The sequence below is a fragment of the Bacillus hominis genome (assembly GCF_018332515.1).
Classification (GTDB): Bacteria; Bacillota; Bacilli; order Bacillales; family Bacillaceae_G; genus Bacillus_A; species Bacillus_A hominis.
The window spans coordinates 1-3,476 of record NZ_BOQD01000477.1 but is presented as its reverse complement, the minus strand read 5'-3'; the positions used below and the strand labels follow the sequence as shown (position 1 = coordinate 3,476).

Genomic DNA, 3,476 nt, shown 5'->3' with positions numbered 1-3,476 from the left:
TTGCGGTGGTTGCGGCGGACGTTGTGGTGGATGTGGCGGTAGATGCGGTGGTTGTGGCGGCGGACGTTGTGGTGGTTGTGGCGGTTGCGTAGGTTGTTTCAGTTGCTTTAATTGCTGGAGCTGGTGGATTATTTAAGTATTACAAATCAATAATATTTTACATGAAAGAAAAGTGCAGATACAAGATTAAATAGTATTGACGCTTTTCTTTCATATTGTCATGTTTATACGCTTTAGGGGGATGTTCATTTGTACAAATACGAGAAATTAATTTCATGGGTAGAAAATATTAAAGAGACAAATCAAAGTTCTGCGGCAGCACTTTGTATTATGAAAGACAATAAGATTGTACTAGAGCATTATAGTGGAAAGCATTCAAATACATTGAATAGTAAAAAGATAACAGCAACTTCACAGTTCAATGTTGCTTCTGCTAGAAAAAGCTATTTAGGATTAATGGTAGCTTATGCACTTTATGAGGGGAAAATAAAATCTCTGGATGACGAGTCTGTAAATTATTTTAAAGAATATGATCCTTCATTACTTGGTAAGACAACGATAAGACATTTAGTAACTCATTCACACGGTTTAAATGAAACCGATGATGGGAAAGTTTTTCGTGAATTTGAGCCGGGACAAGCTTGGGCGTACAGAGATATTAATGTAAGAATGGTGACGCAGCTTATTTATCAGCTGTATAATAAAAGTTTTCCTGAATTATTAAAGGAGCGTGTATTCCTACCTGCCAACTTCAATGAAACTGGATGGAGAATAAAACATGATGAAAAATTAGTTAAGGTTGTTGTAAATCCAAATGAAGATGCCATAAATACTGTTGGTACAGTAGATGACGGCTCCGAGAAAAATTTGTTTGTTTCTGCGAGAGAATTTGCATACTGGGGGAATCTACATTTAAATAACGGGTTCCTAAATGGTAAACAAATTGTACCAAAAAAAGTTATAGAACTTGCTACGAGCTTACAAAGTCCAGAGTATAAAAATAAAGAGCTACCTCAAAATGGGTTGTTTTGGTTCGTTCAAAATGAACCTGCTTTATGTAGCGAACTTGGTGAGCGAATTCCAAAAGGTTCCTATCAAATATTAGGAATTACAGGACCGACGATATTAGTCATTCCAGAATATAATGTCGTTGTTGCTAAAATGTACAATAAAAGATACAACTATGGTGGGGATAATTATTTATATTATTTACGTGAATTTAGCAATTTAGTCGCTGATACATTTAGTAGCAGTAAAAATAATACGGTTAGGGCATAACTACTCCTATAATAAAAAGGAGTGAACTTTAATGAAAAATGAAGTGAATAAAAATAAAAAGCAAAATATAAAGGATGTAAACACAGAACAAAACGCGATTTATAGCGATCCGAAAGACGCAGCTAATATGCAAACTGTACCGCAGCCGAAAGACTTCGAGGAAATTGAATATTAATTTTCTCTCCGACTTATTCATGAAAGAAAAATACGTCTTAAGTCTCATCACTTTCAGCAAATTATTTGATAACATATGTACATAAGCATTCGAAAATGTCTTATCTTAACAAAGCTTTCTTTAAATGCTGTATATAACCTACAAAAAGGCACTTCTTGATGAAGTGTCTTTTTGTGTAAGCTAACTTAATTTCCATTTTCCGTACAGTATCTTGCAATTTATTATGGATATACTAACTGTGAAAATTCATGTCATGATAAAAGAAGGGGACAGTTAGCATGAAACAAACATCTATAAATCCGTTGCTAATTGTTCTAGGTACAATCATTGTTCAAATTGGCCTAGGAACAATTTACACATGGAGTTTATTTAATCAACCCCTTGTAAGTAAGTTTGGATGGAACCTCAATTCAGTCGCGATTACTTTCTCAATTACGAGTTTTTCTTTATCATTCTCAACTCTATTTGCAGGAAAGCTACAACAAAAATTTGGACTTCGTAAACTTATCGCTACTGCAGGAATTGTTTTAGGACTCGGTTTAATACTTAGTTCACAAGTTTCCTCATTACCATTACTTTATTTATTAGCCGGTGTTGTCGTTGGATATGCTGATGGAACAGCATATATTACATCACTATCTAATTTAATTAAATGGTTTCCGAACCGTAAAGGGCTTATTTCTGGTATATCTGTTTCAGCATATGGAATGGGGAGCTTAATCTTTAGATATGTAAATGGAAATCTTATCGATAGTCTTGGTGTATCACAAGCATTTTTATATTGGGGTATTATCGTCTTACTTTTAGTATTAATCGGATCGTTCTTCTTACGTGAAGCAATTGTAAGTAACACCGCAACTGAAACATTACACAATGACTATACTCCGCGTGAAATGATGCGAACGAAACAAGTATATTTCTTGTTTTTCATGCTATTTACATCGTGTATGGGTGGTTTATATTTAATCGGTATGGTAAAAGACATTGGGGTGCAGCTCGTTGGTCTTAGTGCAGCGACTGCTGCTAACGCCGTTGCAATGATTGCAGTTTTTAATACGATTGGTAGAATCATTCTCGGAACATTATCAGATAAAATAGGTCGATTAAAAATTGTCTCTGCAACGTTTATTATTATTGGATTGTCCGTCTTTACTTTAAGTTTCATTCCACTAAATTACGGGATATATTTTACTTGTGTAGCAAGTGTTGCCTTTTGCTTTGGTGGTAACATCACAATATTCCCAGCCATTGTCGGGGATTTCTTCGGATTAAAAAACCATAGTACAAACTACGGGATTGTTTACCAAGGTTTCGGTTTTGGTGCACTTGCAGGATCATTCATCGGAGCACTACTCGGCGGATTTCAGCCAACTTTCATTACAATCGGTGTTTTAAGTATTATATCATTCGTTATCTCTATATTAATCCGGCCTCCAAATGTAGAAAAGAAGAAGGAAATAAAACAATTAAATCGAAAAATAGCTTAATGCTAAAAAAGAGTCCTTATGATAGGACTCTTTTTTCATGTGTTTATGAACGTGATATCGTTTCATATTCGTTATTTACTCGAATTACTATTTATGAAGCGAAACGATTTAATGGTAGAATAAACAGAAGACAGAAAATTCTTTTCATTAAAGGGGACTACATATGAAAAAAGTAAATGTTACATACGCACTTCTATATGATGAAACGCATGAAAAGCTATTGATGGTTAAAAACAAAGGGGAAAATGGTTCTTATTACACTTTACCAGGTGGAGCAGTTAAATTCGGGGAAACGTTAGAAGAGGCAGCAATTCGTGAAGTGAAAGAAGAAACAGGGCTGGATATATCCGTAAAAGGGGTTTGTTCCATTAGTGAAGCCTTTTTTGAGGAGAGAGGACATCATGCAATCTTCTTTAATTTTTTAGGAGAAATAATCGGAGGGGAAATCTGTATATCACGGCCAAAAGAGATTGAAGAGATTACCTGGATGGAATTAGATTCAGCAGAACCTTATTTACGTATACCAGAACACTTAA

The 3,476-nt window shown here is 34.8% G+C and carries 4 protein-coding genes and 1 pseudogene; all 5 read left to right on the top strand.

Going from position 1 to position 3,476, the window contains the following annotated elements; genetic code table 11:
* Positions 1–136: pseudogene (locus KI356_RS26560) on the top strand (heterocycloanthracin/sonorensin family bacteriocin); the annotation flags it as partial.
* 113 nt (positions 137–249) lie between these two features.
* A complete protein-coding gene (locus tag KI356_RS26555; protein ID WP_212936947.1) occupies positions 250–1,278 on the top strand; it encodes a serine hydrolase domain-containing protein in 1,029 nt (342 codons plus the stop codon).
* Positions 1,279–1,309: 31 nt separating this feature from the next.
* On the top strand, positions 1,310–1,453 hold the full coding sequence (locus KI356_RS26550) for a hypothetical protein (RefSeq protein ID WP_002013225.1): 144 nt from the start codon (positions 1,310–1,312) through the stop codon (positions 1,451–1,453).
* Positions 1,454–1,731: 278 nt separating this feature from the next.
* Positions 1,732–2,940 carry an L-lactate MFS transporter gene (locus tag KI356_RS26545; protein WP_212936946.1) on the top strand — a complete coding sequence of 403 codons (1,209 nt, stop codon included), beginning with the start codon at positions 1,732–1,734 and terminating at the stop codon, positions 2,938–2,940.
* A gap of 163 nt (positions 2,941–3,103) precedes the next feature.
* Positions 3,104–3,476 (top strand): NUDIX hydrolase (locus KI356_RS26540; protein ID WP_212936945.1); only part of this gene is annotated, 373 nt, incomplete at its 3' end.

Coding starts and splice junctions, on each gene's coding strand:
- KI356_RS26545 (WP_212936946.1), top strand. CDS start 1,732: ATGAAACAAACATCTATAAATCCGTTGCTAATTGTTCTAGGTACAATC.
- KI356_RS26550 (WP_002013225.1), top strand. CDS start 1,310: ATGAAAAATGAAGTGAATAAAAATAAAAAGCAAAATATAAAGGATGTA.